This window comes from Loktanella sp. Alg231-35, assembly GCF_900143545.1.
Lineage (GTDB): Bacteria > Pseudomonadota > Alphaproteobacteria > Rhodobacterales > Rhodobacteraceae > Yoonia.
The window spans coordinates 493,941-511,473 of the sequence record NZ_FREV01000001.1 but is presented as its reverse complement, the minus strand read 5'-3'; the positions used below and the strand labels follow the sequence as shown (position 1 = coordinate 511,473).

The 17,533-nt window shown below is 58.4% G+C and carries 21 protein-coding genes; 9 read left to right on the top strand and 12 right to left on the bottom strand.

Going from position 1 to position 17,533, the window contains the following annotated elements:
- Positions 1-2 precede the first annotated feature (2 nt).
- Positions 3-2,072 (top strand): molybdopterin-binding protein, encoded by a 2,070-nt coding sequence (locus tag DHN10_RS02580; RefSeq protein ID WP_199910626.1) that lies wholly within the window; start codon positions 3-5, stop codon positions 2,070-2,072.
- A complete protein-coding gene (locus DHN10_RS02575) occupies positions 2,069-2,704 on the top strand; it encodes a GNAT family N-acetyltransferase (protein WP_108813668.1) in 636 nt (211 codons plus the stop codon). The genes DHN10_RS02580 and DHN10_RS02575 overlap by 4 nt, the downstream gene beginning before the upstream one ends.
- On the opposite strand, the gene mbfA is transcribed toward DHN10_RS02575, so the two are convergent.
- A complete protein-coding gene (gene mbfA, locus DHN10_RS02570; RefSeq protein ID WP_108813667.1) occupies positions 2,644-3,621 on the bottom strand; it encodes an iron exporter MbfA in 978 nt (325 codons plus the stop codon). The two genes, DHN10_RS02575 and mbfA, sit on opposite strands and share 61 nt — an antisense overlap.
- A 154-nt stretch (positions 3,622-3,775) precedes the next feature.
- On the opposite strand from mbfA, the gene DHN10_RS02565 reads away from it, so the two are divergent.
- Both DHN10_RS02565 and DHN10_RS02560 read left to right on the top strand, forming a co-directional pair.
- A complete protein-coding gene (locus DHN10_RS02565) occupies positions 3,776-3,964 on the top strand; it encodes a hypothetical protein (RefSeq protein WP_159086895.1) in 189 nt (62 codons plus the stop codon).
- A 105-nt stretch (positions 3,965-4,069) separates the two neighbouring features.
- A complete protein-coding gene (locus tag DHN10_RS02560; RefSeq protein ID WP_108813908.1) occupies positions 4,070-4,693 on the top strand; it encodes a TetR/AcrR family transcriptional regulator in 624 nt (207 codons plus the stop codon).
- Positions 4,694-4,899: 206 nt separating this feature from the next.
- Here the strand turns inward: DHN10_RS02560 and DHN10_RS02555 are convergent, their stop codons facing one another.
- Positions 4,900-6,012, bottom strand: coding sequence for an S-(hydroxymethyl)glutathione dehydrogenase/class III alcohol dehydrogenase (locus DHN10_RS02555; protein WP_108813907.1), 1,113 nt, complete (start codon positions 6,010-6,012; stop codon positions 4,900-4,902).
- Positions 6,013-6,112: 100 nt separating this feature from the next.
- Here DHN10_RS02555 and DHN10_RS02550 point away from each other — a divergent pair, with 100 nt between their 5' ends.
- Together DHN10_RS02550 and DHN10_RS02545 are read left to right on the top strand one after the other, a co-directional pair.
- Positions 6,113-6,376, top strand: a complete 264-nt coding sequence (locus DHN10_RS02550) for an I78 family peptidase inhibitor (protein WP_108813665.1) — start codon at positions 6,113-6,115, stop codon at positions 6,374-6,376.
- 214 nt (positions 6,377-6,590) lie between these two features.
- On the top strand, positions 6,591-6,926 hold the full coding sequence (locus DHN10_RS02545) for a DUF2794 domain-containing protein (protein ID WP_108813664.1): 336 nt from the start codon (positions 6,591-6,593) through the stop codon (positions 6,924-6,926).
- Here the strand turns inward: DHN10_RS02545 and DHN10_RS02540 are convergent, their stop codons facing one another.
- The 3 genes from DHN10_RS02540 to DHN10_RS02530 all read right to left on the bottom strand — a co-directional run bounded on the left by DHN10_RS02540 (position 6,927) and on the right by DHN10_RS02530 (position 9,610).
- A complete protein-coding gene (locus DHN10_RS02540; RefSeq protein WP_108813663.1) occupies positions 6,927-7,742 on the bottom strand; it encodes a C40 family peptidase in 816 nt (271 codons plus the stop codon).
- Entirely contained in the window at positions 7,739-9,118 is a 1,380-nt protein-coding gene (locus tag DHN10_RS02535; protein WP_108813662.1) for a leucyl aminopeptidase family protein, read from the bottom strand. Before DHN10_RS02535 ends, DHN10_RS02540 begins: the two co-directional genes overlap by 4 nt.
- 63 nt (positions 9,119-9,181) lie before the next feature.
- Entirely contained in the window at positions 9,182-9,610 is a 429-nt protein-coding gene (locus DHN10_RS02530; RefSeq protein WP_159086894.1) for a hypothetical protein, read from the bottom strand.
- Positions 9,611-9,722: 112 nt separating this feature from the next.
- Here DHN10_RS02530 and DHN10_RS02525 point away from each other — a divergent pair, with 112 nt between their 5' ends.
- The 3 genes from DHN10_RS02525 to DHN10_RS02515 are packed head-to-tail and all read left to right on the top strand — an operon-like array spanning position 9,723 to position 11,667.
- Positions 9,723-10,370, top strand: coding sequence for a carbonic anhydrase (locus DHN10_RS02525; protein WP_108813660.1), 648 nt, complete (start codon positions 9,723-9,725; stop codon positions 10,368-10,370).
- 8 nt (positions 10,371-10,378) lie between these two features.
- Positions 10,379-11,356 (top strand): sodium-dependent bicarbonate transport family permease, encoded by a 978-nt coding sequence (locus DHN10_RS02520; protein ID WP_108813659.1) that lies wholly within the window; start codon positions 10,379-10,381, stop codon positions 11,354-11,356.
- A gap of 2 nt (positions 11,357-11,358) precedes the next feature.
- Complete coding sequence (locus DHN10_RS02515; RefSeq protein ID WP_108813658.1) at positions 11,359-11,667, top strand: DUF3240 family protein; 309 nt, start codon at positions 11,359-11,361, stop codon at positions 11,665-11,667.
- Here the strand turns inward: DHN10_RS02515 and zapE are convergent.
- Genes zapE through fghA form a run of 7 tightly spaced genes read right to left on the bottom strand, consistent with a single transcriptional unit; the run spans position 11,664 to position 17,503 of the window.
- Positions 11,664-12,719, bottom strand: coding sequence for a cell division protein ZapE (gene zapE, locus DHN10_RS02510; protein ID WP_108813906.1), 1,056 nt, complete (start codon positions 12,717-12,719; stop codon positions 11,664-11,666). The two genes, DHN10_RS02515 and zapE, sit on opposite strands and share 4 nt — an antisense overlap.
- A 37-nt stretch (positions 12,720-12,756) precedes the next feature.
- Positions 12,757-13,680: an alpha/beta fold hydrolase gene (locus DHN10_RS02505; protein WP_108813657.1), complete on the bottom strand. Its 924-nt coding sequence runs from the start codon at positions 13,678-13,680 to the stop codon at positions 12,757-12,759.
- 39 nt (positions 13,681-13,719) lie between these two features.
- Positions 13,720-14,634, bottom strand: a complete 915-nt coding sequence (locus DHN10_RS02500) for an ornithine cyclodeaminase family protein (RefSeq protein WP_108813656.1) — start codon at positions 14,632-14,634, stop codon at positions 13,720-13,722.
- On the bottom strand, positions 14,631-15,254 hold the full coding sequence (locus DHN10_RS02495) for an HAD family hydrolase (RefSeq protein WP_373456658.1): 624 nt from the start codon (positions 15,252-15,254) through the stop codon (positions 14,631-14,633). The genes DHN10_RS02500 and DHN10_RS02495 overlap by 4 nt, the downstream gene beginning before the upstream one ends.
- 28 nt (positions 15,255-15,282) lie before the next feature.
- Complete coding sequence (locus tag DHN10_RS02490) at positions 15,283-16,236, bottom strand: DMT family transporter (protein WP_108813655.1); 954 nt, start codon at positions 16,234-16,236, stop codon at positions 15,283-15,285.
- Positions 16,233-16,679 (bottom strand): YaiI/YqxD family protein, encoded by a 447-nt coding sequence (locus tag DHN10_RS02485; RefSeq protein WP_108813654.1) that lies wholly within the window; start codon positions 16,677-16,679, stop codon positions 16,233-16,235. Before DHN10_RS02485 ends, DHN10_RS02490 begins: the two co-directional genes overlap by 4 nt.
- Positions 16,676-17,503 (bottom strand): S-formylglutathione hydrolase, encoded by an 828-nt coding sequence (gene fghA, locus DHN10_RS02480; RefSeq protein WP_108813653.1) that lies wholly within the window; start codon positions 17,501-17,503, stop codon positions 16,676-16,678. The genes DHN10_RS02485 and fghA overlap by 4 nt, the downstream gene beginning before the upstream one ends.
- Between the last annotated feature and the right edge of the window lie 30 nt (positions 17,504-17,533).

The following is a 17,533-nucleotide window of genomic DNA, read 5'->3' as shown; positions in this document are numbered from 1 at the left end:
TGATGGTGGATTGGTCCGGCGGCAACGACCGGGGTGCAAAACCCGTCAAAGACGCGATCTGGGCCTGCCTTGCCACGAAGGGCATTGCCGAGGCACCCGTTTATCTGCGCAACCGGCAGCTTGCCGAAGATTGGATCATCCAGACCCTATCCAGACTGCAGGCCGAGGGGCGCCGCGTTCTTGTGGGTTTCGATCTTTGCTTTGCTTACCCAACTGGTTTCGCCACACAATTGATCGGGTCAGAAGACACGCTGGCGCTGTGGGATTGGTTCGCCGCCCGCGTCACCGATACCCCCGACAGCAACAATCGGTTCGACCTAGCCGGAGAGATCAACGCACAGTTTCCGGGGGTTGGGCCGTTCTGGTTCAACGGGCTCAAGCGCGACATTGATCATCTGCCGCGCAAGGGCAACGCGCGGCGCGATCACGGCCTGCCAGAAAAACGTGCAGCCGATATCGCCGTTCCCGGCAGCTTTTCCCCTTGGCAACTTGCCGGGGCTGGGGCTGTTGGTGGGCAGGTTATCATGGGCTTGCCGATGCTGGCACGGCTGCGCCAACGGTTTGCCGGAACGCTGAGGGTTTGGCCCTTTGAGGCACCCGATGCGCAGATCGTACTGGCTGAGACCTATTTCTCGACCTTGCGGGAACTGGTTGCGGCTGACCCGCACCCGATCCGCGACGCATCACAGGTGTCACTCTACGCCCGCGCCTTTTCAAACATGTCGCCGGATGCGCTGGCCGTCCTTATGGATATCCCGGCCACACCCGAAGGCTGGGTGCTGGGGGCAGGCAAAGCCGACGCTTTGCGCGCCGCACTGGCCCCTACCCCGCCTCCACTTAAGAACGACTGTTTCGCCATGCCGCAAGGCGCGCATTGGACGCCGGTGGATGAAGCTCTGGCGCATCTGCAATCACATTTGCACTGCGTGACAGGTACGGACGACATCGCGGTTGGCGACGCGGCGGGGCGGGTTCTGGCACGGGACGCCACAGCGCAGCGCGCACATCCCCCGGCCCCCAATTCTGCTGTTGATGGATATGGGTTCGCAGGACCCGCACCCGAAGGCCTGAACAGCCTACCGCTTGTGATAGGCCGCTCTGCGGCGGGCGCACCGTTTGAGGGCACCGTGCCGAAGGGCCAGGCGATCCGCATCCTGACCGGGGCCAATTTGCCCACGGGCGTCGATACTGTCGTCTTGCAGGAAGACGTCACAGTGGATGCGGGCGTCGTCAGTTTCTATGGTCCGCTCAAAAAAGGTGCCAACGCACGCGACGCCGGGGAAGATATGCAAGCAGGGCAAACCGTCCTGACCAAGGGCCGCAAGATCACCCCCGCTGATGTTGGCATGCTTGCCGCCGCCGGGATTGGTGCCGTGACGGTGCGCAACCGCTTGCGGGTTGGTGTGCTCTCAACAGGTGATGAGTTGCGCGACCCAGGAGACACAGCCACGGATGGGCAAATCTATGACGCCAACCGGCCCATGCTGGCGGCCCTCTTTGATCAGGCCGGATATGACGTCATCGATCTGGGGCGCGCACCTGATAATCGCGCGGTGCTGCGCGACATGCTGGACACAGGGGCCGCGCGCTGTGATGTGATCATCGCCTCTGGTGGGGCTTCAGCGGGGGATGAGGATCACATGTCGGCGCTGCTGGCGAACACCGGCTCGTTCGCGCTTTGGCGTATAGCCATGAAACCCGGACGGCCCTTGGCCTTGGGGGTCTGGGACGGCACACCGGTCTTTGGCCTGCCGGGCAATCCGGTGGCGGCCATGGTCTGCGCGCTTATCTTTGCCCACCCGGCTTTGCGGGTCATGGCAGGCAGCACCTGGTCAGAGCCGGTGCGCTACATGCTGCCCGCTGGCTTTTCCAAATCCAAGAAAGAAGGCAGGCGCGAATACCTGCGCGCGCGGATCACGGACGGCAAAGTGGAAACATTCGCCTCTGAAGGGTCCGGCCGGGTGTCGGGGCTAAGCTGGGCCACAGGTCTGGTTGAACTCAGCGACCCTGCGCAGACAATCCAAAAAGGCGACCTAGTCCCATTCCTATCATTCAAGAGTTTTGATGCATGAAGATTTCCATCGGTATTCCAGACGCCGACCGTGACGAGGTCGCAGCACTCTATTGGGAGGCGTTTGGGCAAAAGCTCGGCTTTGTGTTGGGTCCAAAATATCAGGCGCTGCGCTTTATCCGGGCTGTCTTGCGGTCAGACCATGGCATTTGCGCGCATGACCAAGACGGGCGTCTTCTGGGCATCGCGGGGTTCAAAACGATGCAAGGCGCATTGGTGGGTGGCACATTCACCGATCTGCGCCGTGTCTATGGCTGGGTCGGGGCAAGCATCCGCATCCTTTTGTTGGCAGCGCTGGAGCGGGACACCGAAAACGAACGGTTCCTGATGGACGGGCTATTCGTGGCACCCGAGGCACGGGGCAAAGGGGTGGGCACCGCCCTGCTTGATGCAATCAGCGCAGAGGCAAAGCGGCGCGGGTATGACGTGGTGCGGCTTGACGTCATCGACACCAACCCACGCGCCAAATCACTTTATCTACACGAAGGGTTCAAAGAGGTGCAGACGCAGTCGATTGGTTGGCTTCGTATTTTCTTTGGTTTCCGATCGGCCACGACAATGGTGCGCAACGTCTATCCCGAACCAATCAACGCGCCGGCCGCAAAGACCAAGGCACCGCCCAGAACCACCTGAAAGATGGCCTTGGCAAAGGGCGTGTCCATATAGCGGTTCTGAATCCATGCAATCGCCCAAAGCTCTACAAAGACGACAATCAGGGCGATCGTCGTCGCAGTCCAGAAATCGGTGATCAGGTAGGGCAGTGCATGGCCCAACCCACCTATCGTGGTCATGATGCCCGAGGCGAAACCACGCTTGTAAGGCGACCCCCGGCCTGAGATTTGACCATCATCGGATGCGGCTTCGGTGAAACCCATCGAGATGCCGGCACCAACAGAGGCCGCCAGTCCCACAAGGAACGTCGTCCAAGTGTCCTGCGTGGCAAAGGCCACGGCAAAGATGGGTGCCAGCGTTGAGACTGATCCATCCATCAGTCCCGCCAGGCCCGGCTGCACCCAAGTCAGCACAAATTGGCGGTGAGCGGCACTTTCTTCGTCGGATTTCTGACTGCCGGTCACATGCTCCTCAGCCAGTTCATTGGCTTTTTCAGTGTGGCTCGCCTCTGCCGCGGCAAGATCACCCAACAGCTTGCGGGTGGGGGCATCGCTGGTCCGGGCGGCTGCGGCCAGATAGAAGCGTTCGGCATCACGCTCCATCTGGGCAGCCTCGTCACGGATTCGATCCAGCCCAAGGTTCTCGACCAGCCACACCGGGCGGCGGGCATAGAAACCAGAGACATGCTCACGGCGGATGAATGGGATCACCTCACCAAAGCGGTCGCGGTGCAACTCAATCAACAGGTGGCGGTGCCCGTCTTCTTCCACAGCCATGCCGTCAAAGACAGCCGCAGAGGCCGGAAAATCCTCGCGTAGCAATTCTGCATAGCTGCGATAGATTCTTGCATCGTCCTCTTCGGATGAGATCGCGAGGGCGAGCACCTCTTGCTCTGACAGATCTTTGAAACGACGGCGATGGGCGAATCCGGGGATCATGAGATGCTCCTAAGTTAGAATAATTCTAAAGTAGGAATTACCTGAAAAGTCTCAAGTGAAAAAAGTGAACCGATCAGTTCATTTTATCCTTGCAATCTGAACTGAACTGTTTAGTTATTGCGTTGTGAATGAAACAGCACCGAAGGAAAACACGATGACACGTTCTCTTCTTGCCATTGCCGCCGTCGCTTTTGTGAGCGTCGCCGCACCCGCTTCCGCATTGTCGTTCTCGGTCAACTTTCCAACGCTGACCTATCCTCCTGTCACCTCCCCAGATGTGAACCAGGGCTGCGCTGATCTAACGACACTCTCTGGCGAAACTTGCACAACGACGTCCAAGTAACGCCACCGGCGATGGGGCCCTCATCCCCCCGGCCCCATCGCCCAAACACCCTTGCCGCAAGTGAACTGATCAGTTTATGATTGGCGGCATCCAGGGAGGAACATGATGCCCGATGGCACGATAGAACCCAAAAAAGGACGGAAATTTGATCAGGTGCTTGAAGGCGCCCGACAAGTCTTTTTGTCAGATGGGTTTGAAGGGGCATCTGTAGATGACATTGCCAAAGCGGCAGGCGTGTCCAAGGCGACGCTCTACAGCTATTTCCCTGACAAACGTTTCCTGTTCATGCAGGTGGCCAAGACCGAATGTGCGCGGCAGGCCGATCACGCGATCGAAACCATCGATATGGACGCCCCTGTGCAGAAGGTCCTTTGCGATATTGCGATGGAAATGGTCGATTTTATCACATCTCAATTCGGCAAACGCATCTTCCGCATCTGTGTGGGCGAAAGCGACCGCTTTCCCGAACTGGGACGTGAATTCTACGAAAGCGGGCCGCTTTTGATCCGCAACCGTTTGGTCGAGTATTTCCAAAAGGCCGTAGCCAAGGGCGAATTGAAAATCACTGATATCGAACTTGCCGCCGAACAGTTCCACGAGCTGTGCAAGGCCGACCTCTTTCCGCGCATGGTATTTAACATGACCGACGATTTCACCCGTGATGAAAAAATGCGCGTGGTCGACGGTGCCGTTGAGATGTTTATGGCGCGTTACGGGGTGGAGACCTAATCCAATTCGGAACGCTCTAAGCTACGACGATAAGCCTCGGTCAGGATTTCGACCCACCGCCGAGCATACGTTTCACCGCCAAACTCCTCCGCTCGCAACGGCCGACTGATAGATTTGCACAATCCGCCCACGCCCCTGCGCAACTTCAGTCCTACAAAACAAAAGGCCCGGTCACCGACCGGGCCAATGCGTTTAAGGCGTAGTCTTTAGAATTCGACCACGGCCCGGATCGACTCACCAGCATGCATCAAATCAAAGCCCTTGTTGATGTCATCCAAGCTCAGCTTGTGTGTGATCATCGGGTCAATTTCGATTTTTCCCTGCATGTACCAGTCCACGATCTTGGGCACATCCGTCCGGCCCGACGCGCCACCAAAGGCCGTCCCGCGCCAGCTGCGGCCTGTGACCAGTTGGAAAGGTCGCGTCGAAATCTCGGCACCGGCAGGGGCAACCCCGATAATGATGCTTTCACCCCAGCCCTTATGGGCGGCCTCCAGGGCTGTGCGCATGACCTGCACATTGCCAGTGGCGTCAAAGGTGTAGTCCGCACCGCCACCCGTCAGTTCTACCAGATGGGCAACCAGATCGCCGTCTACATCTTTTGGGTTCACGAAATCGGTCATGCCAAATCTTTCGGCCATGGGCACCTTGCCGGGGTTCAGATCAACACCCACGATCTGATCGGCGCCTGCCAGACGCAGCCCCTGAATGACATTCAGGCCAATACCGCCCAGACCAAAGACAATGCCTGTCGATCCAATCTCGACCTTAGCGGTGTTAATCACCGCCCCGATTCCCGTCGTCACACCGCAGCCAATATAGCAAATCTTATCAAACGGCGCGTCGTCGCGGACCTTCGCCAGCGCGATCTCTGGCAGCACAGTGTGGTTGGCAAAAGTCGAACAGCCCATGTAGTGCAAAATCGGCGTCCCATCGAGCATCGAGAAACGCGAGGTGCCATCCGGCATCACACCGGCCCCTTGGGTGGAGCGGATCTTTTGACACAGGTTTGTTTTCGGGTTCAGACAATAATCACACTCACGACATTCCGGCGTATAAAGCGGGATGACATGATCGCCCGGTTTCAGACTGGTCACACCTTCACCGACCTCAACCACGACACCGGCCCCTTCATGGCCAAGGATCGCTGGGAACATGCCCTCGGGATCAGCACCGGACAGGGTAAACTCATCGGTGTGACAAATTCCTGTGGCTTTGATTTCCACCAGTACCTCGCCCGCCTTGGGGCCTTGAAGGTTCACTTCCATTACCTCAAGCGGTTTGCCCGCTTCCAGTGCCACGGCTGCACGTGTTCGCATCATTGATCCTCCGTCAATTCCTTACGCAGACGATCAAACAACCGCCGCAAGATTTCAAGCACGGACTTGCATAGCGCATAAAAGCAGGGACAATGGTGGCATGAAACGATTGATGGCCCTTATCGTGTTGGCAGGCTGCACAGCCGCCCCGCCGCCCCTGCCCCCTCAACTGGAAGATACCTGCGGCGCCGCGAATTTTGCCGGGCTGATCGGACAGGATGTCACTGCGCTGGAAACACGATTGCATCTTGGCATGGTACGGGTGATCCGGCCCGGTGATCTGGTCACACAGGATTTCCGGCCGGGACGGATTAACTTTATGATTGGCGAAGACAACGTGATCGGGACGATCAATTGTGGCTGACTTATGGGGGAACCGAAAGTTCCCCGATGTCACGAACTGGGTGGGGGCTATTGACCGCGACATCGGGGTAGCATTTCGCTATGACCTGACTATTGCCAGCAGTTGTGTTCCCAGTGGGCTGGACCCGTGACGCGTTCGTGTTGATTTTGTGTCGGAAAAAGGGCAGCAGGATCAGGACTCTTGATTTTGCAGGGGTTTGCGGCAAGTCTTGGGTATGACCATGCAATCCCTCTCACAATTTCATGCGCCCGAACAGGTTGCGTTTCACCGCACAGAACTCAATGTGATTCTCAGCCTGTACGGCCGGATGGTCGCAGCGGGCGAATGGCGCGATTATGGGCTTTCGCATCTGCGCGACGTCGCTGTGTTTTCAGTTTTCCGTCATACGGCAGAAAACCCGCTTTATCGGATCGAGAAACGGCCCAAGCTGCGGTTGCGCCAAGGGCAATACGCAGTGATCGGGATGGATGGCCAGATTTTGAAGCGCGGCAATGACCTGCGGCAGGTGCTGCGGGTGTTGGAGCGCAAGCTGATCCGGGCGGTTGAGTAGTCAGAGGCGCTTGTGCGCTAGTACATCCCCATCGCCCTGCGCGGCGATCCGGGTGATGGCACGCGAGATCGGCTCATACACCGTGGCCATATGGTGGGCATTTGCATGGATCATCGTTTCTGCATCCACCATCATTCCCACATGGCCCTGCCAAAACAACAGATCACCTCGCTGATAGGGGCTATCCACGGCCTGCCCCAGCCCATCAAGCTGCATGTCGCTATCTGCAGGGCATGGCAGACCGCAGGCGGTCAAACTGGCGGCGATCAAGCCAGAACAGTCAATGCCTCGGGTCGAATTCCCACCCCAAAGATAAGGCACGCCAAAATGCAGCTGTGCGACAGTCGCCGGGTCCGCAAATGAGTGATCAAGCGAGCGCAGGTGTTTTTTGGGAATGAAACCCGCGTTGGTCTCAAAAAACTTGCGACGTTCATCCAGCACCCGGACCCTTGCGCCGAAAGGCAATTGCAACAGATCGGCTGATTTGAAATCCTCCGCCGCATAGGCATGTGTGGCCAAGGTTCCCACTACGTGGTTCACAGCCACACAATCGGCCAACTGCGCGGCATCCACAAAACCGACGTATCCATCTGCTGCCTGCACAAAGGCCCAGCCACCCTGATCTTCGAACACGGTCACTTCTGCGCCCAACAAAAGTTGACGGTCACGTGGCCCGTCTGGACTGGCAAGAAGATCAACAACAGGTTGGGCAATCTGCATCGTCCACCCTTCGGTAAAAGTATCAGCCTCTACCTGCCCGGCCAGATGCATCGCCGCCACGCGCCCATTGGTCGGTGTCAGGCGGCGATCACTCACAGGTCAAGTATCCTTGGCAATGCCTCAAGAACAGCACGGGCCCCCATGCCGACACCCCCTTTAGGACGAGACGGGGCCGGGCTTGGCTGCCAGCCATAGATGTCGAAATGCACGTAAGGGCTTTCTACAAAGCGGCGCAGAAACAATGCGGCAGTGATGCTGCCCGCGAAGCCACCTTTGGGGGCGTTATCAAGATCGGCAATGCCCGGTTCGATCATCTCTTCATAGGGGTCGTGGAATGGCATCCGCCACAGCGGGTCAGCCACAGCGTGCCCCGCAGCCGCCAAGGCGGCGGCATGGGCGTCATTGTCAGTGTAGAAAGGCGACAAATCGGGGCCAACGGCCACACGTGCAGCCCCCGTCAGCGTCGCCATTGAGATCACCAGATCAGGATCGTCCTCATCCGACAAGGTGAGCGCATCGGCCAGCACCAGCCGCCCTTCGGCATCGGTGTTGTTGATCTCAACCGTCAGGCCCTTGCGCGAAGTCAGGATATCCTGCGGGCGAAAAGCATTGCCTGCGATGGAGTTTTCAACGGCCGGGATCAGAACGCGCAGACGCAGGGGCAGTTCAAGCGCCATGATCATATGGGCCAGTCCAAGCACGGTGGCGGCACCGCCCATATCCTTTTTCATCAGACCCATTGATCCGCCGGGCTTGATGTTCAGGCCACCGGTGTCAAAGCACACGCCCTTGCCCACCAGTGTCAGTTGCGGGCCTGCATCGCCCCAGCGCAGATCAATCAATCGTGGCGCGCGATCCGAGGCACGGCCGACAGTGTGGATCATCGGAAAATTGGAAGAGACCAGATCATCGCCGGTGATCACATTGATTTCGGCCTCATGGCTGGAGGCCAGCGTGCGCGACGCCTCTTCCAGCTCTGCCGGCCCCATGTCCGAGGCGGGGGTGTTGATCAATTCGCGGGTCAACGCCTCGCCATTGGCGATAATCGATATGCGTTTGGCATCAACCCCCTTGGGGGCGACGAGTTGTGCAATCGGTTCTGGCGGTTTGCGATAACGATTATAGCGATAGGCGGCCAGGAGCCACGCAAGGGCAGCTTCGTCGAGGTCCGCATCATCCAACCCGCTGACAATTGTATAGACACCCTGCGGCAGTTGGCGCGCCACGGCCCCGATGTGGAACCGACCCCTGGCGCGGCGGGCGGGCGTACCATAACCGACCAGAACGCCGGCAATCTCACCGTCACCTTCAGGTAGGATCAGGATCTCACCCAATGCCGCGCTGAACCCCTGCGCCTTTGACCAAGCTCGCGATTGCGCGGACAACCCGTCAAGCGCTGCATCCAGATCATCTGGGGTGACCACGTGAAGGGGGATGGCATCATCGGTCGGGTCAGCAAATGAAAGCGGCATGGTGCGTCCTTTGGGTGGTGAATTTGAGACACCCTAACCCGCCGTCCGAAACCTGCAAGTGCCTCACATCTCGCGAAAGTTCCAAACCTCGCAAACGGCCACATCAAAGCCGCGTTCCAACCGTGCCAATGTGGCATCAAGTGCCGGGCCACCCTTTTGGCTGGCGCATTGGCCTACATGACCCGCAGCGGTGGCCACTTCGGTCAAACCAAGATGGGTCGCGACCGTTTCAATACGGCGCGACGGCCTGCCCATCGCGGCAAAATCGCGGCGCGACAGATGACGCTGCAAAAGATCCAGCTGTGCAGCGGCATCTTCAAGCATCCGGCACATCACATCTTCGGCCTTGAACCAGTCGGCATCGGCGTCCGCTTCGGCGACAAGTCGCGCCAGCGGATCAGGGTCGATATTGGCGCAACGCAGGCGCGGCAAGACAATGACATCCGCTGTTTCAGACGGCACTGGCTTCAAAGGGTACTCTACATGCTTCATTGGGCTGTATTAACGCGATATGGTTCTCAGAAGGTTGAGACAGAGGCAAATTATCTCTCGAAATTCAGGAAAATGCGACGTATTCAGTGGCAAACACACGAAAGTCTGAGCTATGAAATATGCCTGCCCGCTGCCCGCTTATCTGATCAACCGCTACCACGGGTGGAAGGCCACGTCCTATAAAGATAACCGTGGTTGGTACCGCCGCCTGGCCGAGGACGGACAGCACCCGCGCTCTATGGTGATCTCGTGTTGCGACAGCCGGGTGAACGTCACTTCGATCTTTGAAGCGGACGCGGGCGAGTTCTTTATCCACCGCAATATCGCCAATCTGGTGCCGCCCTTTGATCCCGACGGGCAACACCATGGTACGTCTGCCGCCGTAGAATATGCGGTTACCGGCCTCAAGGTCGCGCATCTGATCGTGGTGGGGCATTCGGGCTGTGGCGGGGTCGAAGGGTGCTACAACATGTGCGCGGGCAACGCCCCCGAGTTGGAGGACTCCAGTAGTTTTGTTGGGCGCTGGATGGAAATCCTACGCCCCGGCTACGCCGACCTGCCAGAGGGCGATGACGAAACCCGCAAAAGGGTTCTCGAAAAGGCCTCTGTCGTGATCTCGCTTGAAAACCTGATGAGCTTTCCCTTTGTGAAAACCGCTGTCGAAAGCGAACGCCTATCGCTTCACGGTTTGTGGAACGACATCGGCGAAGGCATTATCGAAGCCTACGACCCCAAGACAGCCGCCTTTAAACCGATCTAAGGGCTCAGATGCAGGACATCCTTTCACTGGCGGGTCAGAATCTGATCTCGCCCATCATCCTCAGCTTTGCCTTGGGGTTGGCGGCCGCACTTGCCCGGTCCGATCTGACTATCCCCGAGGCCGTGGCCAAAGGCATGTCGATCTACCTGCTATTTGCCATCGGTTTCAAAGGCGGCGTCGCGGTCAGCGCCCATGGCGTCGACCAGACACTGATCCTGTCGCTGGTTGCTGGGTTGGTGCTGTCCTTTGGTTTGCCTTTGATCGCCTTTGCACTGCTGCGCGTACTCACCGGCCTGTCCAATGTCGATGCCGCCGCCGTCGCCGCACATTATGGTTCAATCAGTATCGTCACCTTCGTGGCGGCAACATCCGTGCTTGAAGGGCAGATGATTGACGCCGAAGGCTATATGGTCGCCGTCGCCGCCGTGATGGAGGCCCCGGCCATTCTGTCGGCCCTTTGGCTGGTGGCGCGCAGCGGTTCTGGCGGCAAGATGGAACCCGGATTAATGCGCGAACTGCTGCTGAACGGCTCTATCGTGCTTTTGGTCGGATCGTTTTTCATCGGCGCGATTACGGGCGAGGATGGCCTGGCGGAAATCAGTTCCTTCATCGTCTCACCTTTCAAAGGGGTGCTGTGCCTCTTCCTGCTAGACATGGGTCTGATTGCAGGGCGCGGGTTACGCCAGTCGCGCGGCGTTCTGGGACTGGGGGCCGTTGGCTTTGCCATCCTGATGCCGATTGTCGGGGCGACTATCGGTCTTGGCGCTGGGATGATGGTGGGGCTCTCGCTGGGCGGGGTCGTCCTGATGATGGTACTAAGCGCATCGGCAAGCTATATCGCTGTGCCAGCGGCCATGCGCGTGGCCCTGCCGGAGGCGAACCCATCCGTCTATCTGACGCTGTCCTTGGGTGTGACCTTCCCCTTCAACCTGACGCTGGGTATTCCGCTATATCTGGCGGCTGCGCAAATGATTGCCGGAGGCTGACAATGGAAACACATATCGCAAAACGGGTCGAGATTGTGATCGAAGCCCCGCTGGAACGGCGGTTGACCGACGCCATGACGGACGCGGGGGTGACAGGCTATACCGTGCTGCCGGTGCGTGGCGGGTCAGGACGATCTGGCAAATGGACGCGCGAAGGCCAAGTAGGTCGCGCAGGCATGGTGACTGTGGTTTGCCTGATCAAACCAGAGCGTCTGGACGCATTGCTTGAGGCTGCATTTACCGTGGTCGAAAAACACATCGGCGTGGTCAGTATCACCGACGCGCAAGTGTTGCGGGCGGAGCGGTTTTAAACACCCCAATCCGCCGATTGCATTTCGCGCAGACGGCTGGCTGTTCGTTCGAACTCAAACGTGCCTGTGCCCTCAACATAAAGCATCTCTGGTGTGGCCGCCGCTGTTGCGATCAACTGCACCTTAGCCTCGTAAAGCGCATCTATCAGCGTGACAAAGCGTTTGGCCTCATTGAAGTTATGGCGCGACAAGGCCGGTATATCCTCAAGGATCAGGACACGGACAGCATCGGCCAAGGCGAGATAATCCGCTGCCCCCAAAGGCTTGCCACACAGATCAAAGAACTTTGCGCGGGCCACCCCGTTGTGAAAGTCAGGCAGCTCGACCTCGCGGCCTTTGACGTGCAGCACCAGAGGCTCTGACATGTCATTGCTCAGCTTTTGCCAAATCTCGCTGATCGCCTGACGCGCATCGGAATCATTGGGAGTAAAATAACTGGGCGTGCCGGCAAGGCGATCCTGACGATAATCCGTGGGGCTGATCAACTCATGCACCACCATCCGCTCTTCCAGCTGCGCAATGAACGGGGTGAAAAGCTGACGGTTAAGACCGTCTTTATAAAGATCACTGGGTGGGCGGTTGGACGTGGTCACGACCGTGACGCCGCCTGCAATCAACGCCTCAAACAGACGACCCACAATCATCGCATCGGTGATGTCGGTGATCTGCATTTCGTCAAAAGCCAAAAAACGCACCGTGTCGGTCAATTTGGCGGCAACCGGGGCAAGTGCGTCATCAACTCCGGACTTTCGCGCTTGTGTCATTTCGGCATGGACCCATTGCATGAACGCGTGAAAATGGCTGCGTTGCTTGGGGGCATCAACCTGTTCGTAAAGCAGATCCATCAACATGGATTTTCCGCGCCCGACACCACCCCACATATATAGGCCAGGTTCGGGCGGCGGGGCTTTGCGAAAAAGGCCACGTTTCGCAACGGGCATGTCCATCGCGGCGCGGATCCGCTCCAGCTCTGGCAAGACTGCAAGCTGGGCGTCATCTTCGCGCAGGGTTCCGGCGTCTACGGCCAATTGATAAGCGTCTTGCACTGTCATGAAAGCTGGATAGCGCGGCATGGGTCCAGACGAAAGGTCAGTCGCGCAATGTCTCGCGCAGCGCCTCGGTCAACTCCTTGCTATGAGTATAGGGCAGATCGTGGTCGGCATCCTCGATCATCTCTTGCCGGGCCTTGCGGTTCCACTCGGCCAGCAGACCAATGGCGCGCAAGGGAATGACGCTATCATTTTGCGCCCAGATCGCAATGACGGGGATCGCCTTTCGGCCCAACTGGCGGTGTTCCTGCTCTTGCGTCTCGCTCAGCATGCCGCGGCGGGACGACAACAGCGCGGGCAGAAAGCCGCGCCGCGCCAACTGCTTGCGTTGGGCGCGGTGAATGCGATCCATCTCGCGGGTGACCCCGTCTTGGGGGATGCGTCGTCCAATTCGCGCCGCGCCAAACAGCAAATGCAGCCAGTCGCCCAGAAACGGCACGCGGCGGCAAAAACCCGAGAACCGGCTTTCCCTTGTGCGGACACCTGCACTGGCCAGCAGGATCACACGCTTGATGATGTAGGGATTGGCGATAGCAAATGCCGTCGCGATCGAGCCGCCCATAGAATACCCCACAATGGTGATATCCTCGCGCAGGTCATGCACGTGACATAGATCGGTCAACTGGCGCAGAAAAAAAGCGCGGTCCTGCAATCCTTTGGGCGCATCCGACAGACCACGCCCATATAGGTCGTAGACCAGCACGCGATAACCCAACTCTCCCAAACTTTCGGCAAGCGCGTGCATACCTTCAGACGGGGCGTTCAGACCATGCACAACAACGGCCACGGGGCCACGGGCCGGGCCGAACCAGCGATAAAACGTGATACCTTGGGACAGGTGTGCAAATTCACCCTCCGCACGAAACCGGTGTTCGACGGTAACGTCGGGTTTTTGCCGCTCTGCGCGAAACGGCCAAACCGCCAAGGCCAGGACCGCCAATGTCACCGCTGACCACCACCACATCACAATCCGCGCCTCCCGCTCACTGAAGTCTTTTTGCCTTTAGTCTGAACGCTGCCAGGCCTCCAGAATGTAGCGGCAGGTCATTAGATCAAGATGGGCGCCACCGCCGTTCTTAAAAAGCGTAATTTCGTCAGTTGTATGGCGAGAAAATGCGGCAAGATCATAGTAATCCGCCACAATGTCGCCCGGATCAAAGGCTCCGGCGGCGATGGGGATCTTCAATTCGCCGATATGGCCTACGGTCGTTTCCTTGCTGTCGACAAAAACACGCGCACGCTGTAGCGCTGCGTCGTCAACCTCGCGCATGTCGGGGCGGTAAGCGCCGATCAGGTCGATATGCTGGCCCGGTTGCAGCCAATCACCTTTGATAATCGGTTCTGTGGTCATCGTGGCCGATGTAATCACATCAGCACGCTTGACTGCCGTTTCCAGATCTTCTGCGATGGCCATATCCGGGAAGGCTGCCTGCAATTCTGCCGCACCCGCAGCCGAGCGGTTCCACACGGTGAACTGCGCGTCAGGAAACGCGGCACCATACGCCTCGCGCAAGGAATGCCCGACCGTGCCCGCCCCAACAATCAGGATATTCTTGCTGTCCGGGCGCGCCAACCGCCGCGCCGCCAATAGGCTGTCACCTGCCGTTTTCCACTTCGTGACCAAAGCAAAATCAAGGATCGCCTCTAGCGCCCCGTCCTTACCAGAAAAGAGATTTACCGCGCCCGCAATCGCCGGCTTTCCTAGCGCCTTGTTGCCCGGAAATATCGTAGCGCATTTGACAGCCACCCCCAGCCCCGCAATCCATGCAGACCGGTTAAGCAAGGTGTTGTCGCCCTCGTAAAGGAACACATCGGCCACCTCGGCCTTTGGGCCGTTGTGGCCCGCGGCCAAGGCATCAATCAGCGCCAGCCAATCAAGGTTTTTCTGGCCTTCGGCAAAGGGAATAATCTCGATCATTGCGCGGCCTCCTTTGTCAGCAAACCTTCGGCCACCAAACGATCCGCCCAACCTTGCGGTCCGTCAAACAAATGGGTCTGCCAACCACGCGCAGCTGCGACATCAATATTGTCGATGCGATCATCAGCGAAAAGCAAACCAGCGGGCGGCACGCCGCAATCGGCTTCGACCATCTCGTAGATTGGCAACTCTGGTTTAATGACGCCCATATGGCCTGAAATGTAGCGGCGGTCGAATTCAGCCAGAAACGGGTAGACCGGTTCGGCAACTTCAAAGGTCTGAATGCCGAAGTTCGTTAGCGCGAAAACCGGAACCTTCGCGGCACGCAAGGCCCGCAGCAAACGCACGGAATGATCAATCGGCGGGGCCGCCATTTCAATCCAGCGGTCGTGCCACATGGTCACCTCATCACGCCAGTCGGGGTTGGCCTCGGCGGCGGCATAGATCGTGTCCCGAAAGTTTCCGCCCCGGTCGACCACGTCATTGATGCCATGCAGATCAATCGCGGCAAACATCGCCCGCCTGCGCGTCTCACCAATCACGCTGTCATAGAACCGTTCCGGCTGCCATTCGATCAGCACGTTGCCGATATCGAAGACCACCGCTTGCACCTGTATCATTACTGCCCTCGTTTTGCCTTCGCTCAGATTAACGCTGCAAGGGGCGCTGTAAAGCATCAGGCTTGGTCTGCGCCTCGCGCCAGATTGTGAACAGGCCCGCCCCTAAGATCAGCGCCATCCCCAGATAGTCCCATCCGCCGGGATATTCGTCAAAAACCAGCATCCCAAAGACAACTGACATTGGCAGGGCAAGATATTCAAACGGTGCGATATACGACGCCTCGGCAACCCGGTAGGCTTGCGAAATCAGATATCCGCCGATACCGATCCCAATCCCGATAATGGCAAACACCGGATAGTCGGCGGGCACAGGCCAGCTCCATGCCCGGAACAGGAACGCCAGTGATGGGTCGGACTGATCGCCAAAGCGCCCGTCGCCCACGATCAGACCAAAAAGGACACCCACAATGATGAACATGATCTGGATATAGAACGCCATTGTCGTCGCGCTCTCGGTGCCACCGATGCGGCGGGTGATGATGTGAATGCCCGCATAGCAGAACGCCGCCGCCAGCGGCAGTAAAGATGCAACCTGGAAGGCCTGCGTGCCGGGGCGCATCATCACCAGAACACCCACAAATCCCACAGCAATTGCGACCCAGCGGCGGGGGCCGACGACCTCGCCCAGAAACAGAATCGAGAACATGGTGATCACCAGCGGGCTGACAAAGAAAATCGCCACGGCATCCGCCAATGGCATCGCCGCCAGCCCCAGAAAGAACGTCATATTGGCGAAAACAACGCACAACCCGCGCAGCATATGCATGGGCAACCGTTTGGTGCGGGCGATGGCCCAGCCTGTCGTCATCGGGGCAATGATCACCACGATCACCAAAAGACCGATAACCGAGCGGATCAGTACCACCTGATGCAGGGCGTACCCCCCGCTCAGAAACTTGATGGCCACATCATTGATCGAAAAGAACACAACGGAAATCGCCGCACAGATCGCACCGAGCTTGGCAGGCGACATCTGTTTCATAACCGTGCCGCCGCGCGGACGGCGCGTTCCAACCCATCCAGAAACCGCGCCCGGTCCGCCTTGCCGAAGGGCTTACCGCCACCTTGCCGGAACGGATCAGCCGCGCGCATGTCGGCCATCAGATCGCGGGTAGCCAGCACATTGCCGATATTGGCTTGGGTCAGAGCTTCACCATTGTGTTTCAGCACCAGCGCGCCGTTCTCAATGCAACGCGCCGCCAGGGGGATATCCCCAGTGATCACAACATCGCCCTTGGTCGCCCGGTCGGCGATCCACATATCCGCAACATCAGGGCCGTCTGGCACGACAACTGTCTCTACAAACGGATTGGGCGAAGGCCGAATGCCCCCGTTCGAGACCACAAACATGCGCATCTTGTGACGGGTACCGACACGTTCCACCTCGGCTTTGACCGGACAGGCATCGGCATCAACGTAGATCATCGATAAAGCGCTTCGGCGTGGAACGCGACGTGGTCTTCCATGAAGGTTGAGATAAAGAAATAGGAATGATCATAGCCCTTCTGAAGCCTGATCTGTCCTTCCTGACGTTTCTCGGCCATAGCGGCCGCCAGATGCTCTGTTCCCAGCAAATTGCCAAACTGATCGTCGGTGCCGGTGTCGATCAGGACCGGACCGTCAAAGCCCACGTCCTTCATCAACACGGTCGCATCATGCGGGCCCCAGTTCGCCTCATCGCCCCAATAGGCGGCAAACTGTTTGCGTCCCCAGTCGCTTGCCAAGGGATGACAGATCGGCGCAAAGGCCGACACCGACCGGAACCGCCCCGGCAACGCCATCGCCATCGTCAAAGCGCCATGACCACCCATCGAATGACCCGCGATCGACTGGCGCGACATATCCAGTGGGAACTTTTCGGCCAGCAATGCAGGCAATTCCTCGGCCACATAGGTCCACATCTTGAAATGCTTGTCCCAAGGGGCCTGCGTTGCATCAATATAGAAGCCAGCCCCTTGGCCCAGATCGTAGGCCTCATTATTGGGCACATCATCGCCACGCGGCGATGTATCGGGATAGATCAGCGCAATCCCCTGTTCTGCCGCCCAGGCCTGCGCGCCTGCTTTGGTCATGGCGTTTTCATGGGTGCAGGTCAGCCCCGACAGGAACCACAAAACGGGGACCGGGCCATGCTGCGCCTCTTCGGGCAGAAACACCGCAAACGTCATGTCACACGAACAGGCCGCAGAGGTATGAGAATAAACACCCTGCGTGCCGCCATAGCAGCGATTTTCAGATAAAACTTCCATGACACGCCCTTTCGTTTCTTCAAGGGCTAG

Coding starts and splice junctions, on each gene's coding strand:
- DHN10_RS02580 (WP_199910626.1), top strand. CDS start 3: ATGGTGGATTGGTCCGGCGGCAACGACCGGGGTGCAAAACCCGTCAAA.
- DHN10_RS02575 (WP_108813668.1), top strand. CDS start 2,069: ATGAAGATTTCCATCGGTATTCCAGACGCCGACCGTGACGAGGTCGCA.
- mbfA (WP_108813667.1), bottom strand. CDS start 3,621: ATGATCCCCGGATTCGCCCATCGCCGTCGTTTCAAAGATCTGTCAGAG.
- DHN10_RS02565 (WP_159086895.1), top strand. CDS start 3,776: ATGACACGTTCTCTTCTTGCCATTGCCGCCGTCGCTTTTGTGAGCGTC.
- DHN10_RS02560 (WP_108813908.1), top strand. CDS start 4,070: ATGCCCGATGGCACGATAGAACCCAAAAAAGGACGGAAATTTGATCAG.
- DHN10_RS02555 (WP_108813907.1), bottom strand. CDS start 6,012: ATGCGAACACGTGCAGCCGTGGCACTGGAAGCGGGCAAACCGCTTGAG.
- DHN10_RS02550 (WP_108813665.1), top strand. CDS start 6,113: ATGAAACGATTGATGGCCCTTATCGTGTTGGCAGGCTGCACAGCCGCC.
- DHN10_RS02545 (WP_108813664.1), top strand. CDS start 6,591: ATGACCATGCAATCCCTCTCACAATTTCATGCGCCCGAACAGGTTGCG.
- DHN10_RS02535 (WP_108813662.1), bottom strand. CDS start 9,118: ATGCCGCTTTCATTTGCTGACCCGACCGATGATGCCATCCCCCTTCAC.
- DHN10_RS02530 (WP_159086894.1), bottom strand. CDS start 9,610: ATGAAGCATGTAGAGTACCCTTTGAAGCCAGTGCCGTCTGAAACAGCG.
- DHN10_RS02525 (WP_108813660.1), top strand. CDS start 9,723: ATGAAATATGCCTGCCCGCTGCCCGCTTATCTGATCAACCGCTACCAC.
- DHN10_RS02520 (WP_108813659.1), top strand. CDS start 10,379: ATGCAGGACATCCTTTCACTGGCGGGTCAGAATCTGATCTCGCCCATC.
- DHN10_RS02515 (WP_108813658.1), top strand. CDS start 11,359: ATGGAAACACATATCGCAAAACGGGTCGAGATTGTGATCGAAGCCCCG.
- zapE (WP_108813906.1), bottom strand. CDS start 12,719: ATGACAGTGCAAGACGCTTATCAATTGGCCGTAGACGCCGGAACCCTG.
- DHN10_RS02505 (WP_108813657.1), bottom strand. CDS start 13,680: ATGTGGTGGTGGTCAGCGGTGACATTGGCGGTCCTGGCCTTGGCGGTT.
- DHN10_RS02500 (WP_108813656.1), bottom strand. CDS start 14,634: ATGATCGAGATTATTCCCTTTGCCGAAGGCCAGAAAAACCTTGATTGG.
- DHN10_RS02495 (WP_373456658.1), bottom strand. CDS start 15,254: ATGATACAGGTGCAAGCGGTGGTCTTCGATATCGGCAACGTGCTGATC.
- DHN10_RS02490 (WP_108813655.1), bottom strand. CDS start 16,236: ATGAAACAGATGTCGCCTGCCAAGCTCGGTGCGATCTGTGCGGCGATT.
- DHN10_RS02485 (WP_108813654.1), bottom strand. CDS start 16,679: ATGATCTACGTTGATGCCGATGCCTGTCCGGTCAAAGCCGAGGTGGAA.
- fghA (WP_108813653.1), bottom strand. CDS start 17,503: ATGGAAGTTTTATCTGAAAATCGCTGCTATGGCGGCACGCAGGGTGTT.